This window comes from Methylobacterium nigriterrae, from assembly GCF_037106235.1.
GTDB lineage: Bacteria > Pseudomonadota > Alphaproteobacteria > Rhizobiales > Beijerinckiaceae > Methylobacterium > Methylobacterium nigriterrae.
This window is the reverse complement of the sequence record NZ_JBAWTG010000379.1, coordinates 1-1287: the sequence shown is the minus strand read 5'-3', so window position 1 is coordinate 1287 and position 1287 is coordinate 1. Positions and strand designations below refer to the sequence as shown.

1 protein-coding gene and 1 other annotated feature are annotated in these 1287 nt (G+C 67.1%); the gene reads right to left on the bottom strand.

The features are described 5' to 3' along the window. Positions 1-39 precede the first annotated feature (39 nt). Positions 40-1268, bottom strand: a protein-coding gene (locus tag WDW90_RS37230; RefSeq protein ID WP_336492743.1) for an IS3 family transposase whose coding sequence is annotated in 2 segments (ribosomal slippage) — positions 40-980 and positions 980-1268 — 1230 coding nt in all. Because the reading frame shifts where the segments join, the coding sequence is not laid out codon by codon here. Further along, positions 871-987, bottom strand: a sequence feature (AL1L pseudoknot). (Overlaps the previous gene by 117 nt.) Positions 1269-1287: the final 19 nt, after the last annotated feature.

The following is a 1287-nucleotide window of genomic DNA, read 5'->3' as shown; positions in this document are numbered from 1 at the left end:
TGAACCGCTCCGGGAATTTCGGAGGCTGTTTGGTTTGGATCAGGCAGCCAAGGCTCGGACCTCGGCTTGTGCATAGTAGCGTGCTTCGGCCTCGGCGGGAGGGGCGTTGCCGATGGGTTCGAGAAGCCGCCGGGTGTTGAACCAATCCACCCATTCAAGGGTGGCGAACTCGACCGCCTCGAACGAACGCCACGGCCCGCGCCGGTGGATCACCTCGGCCTTGAACAGGCCGATCACCGTCTCGGCGAGAGCATTGTCATAGGAATCGCCCACGCTGCCGACGGAAGGTTCGACGCCAGCCTCGGCCAGGCGCTCGGTATAGCGGATGCTTACGTATTGCGACCCGCGGTCGGAGTGACACACGAGGCCGCTGCCGGCGAAGGGGCGGCGCTCGTGCAGGGCCTGCTCGAGGGCATCGAGAACGAAGTCCGCCCGGGCTGAGCGCGACACACGCCAACCCACGATCCGGCGGGCGAAGACATCGATCACGAATGCCGCGTAGACGAAGCCACCCCAGGTGGCGACGTACGTGAAATCCGCGACCCACAGCCGATTCGGGCACTCGGCCTTGAACTGCCGGTTGACCCGGTCGAGGGGGCAGGCTGCCGCCGGATCGGGAACGGTCGTGCGATCCCTGCGTCCGCGGACGACGCCTTGCAGGCCCATCGCCCGCATCAGCCGCGCCACCGTGCAGCGCGCTACCGCGATCTCCTCGCGCGCGAGCTGACGCCAGACCTTGCGCACGCCGTACACGCCAAAATTGGCCGCGTGTACGCGCCGGATCTCGGCCGTGAGCACCGCGTCCCGCCTGGCTCGACCTGGCAGCCTTGCGGGATCGGCCCGCCGCGCGGCATGGGCGTAGTACGTCGACGGGGCGATCGGCAGGACCCTGCAGATCGGCTCGACCCCATAGAGCGCACGATGGTCGTCGATGAAGGCGATCATGACCGAAACCGGCGGTCGAGCTCCGCCTGGGCAAAATACGCCGACGCCTTCCTCAGGATCTCGTTGGCTTGGCGAAGCTCGCGGTTCTCGCGCTCCAGCGCCTTGATCCGCTCGCGCTCATCGGTCGTCAGCCCGGCTCGTACGCCGCCGTCGCGTTCGGCCTGTCTGACCCAGTTCCGCAGCGTCTCACCCGAGCAGCCGATCTTGGCCGCGATCGATTGGATCGCCGCCCACTGCGAACCGTGCTCGCTCTCATGCTCCCGGACCAGCCGGACTGCCCGCTCGCGAACCTCAGGGGAGAAAGGTGGGATATGCTTCGTCATGGCTCCAGTCTCTCAAGAG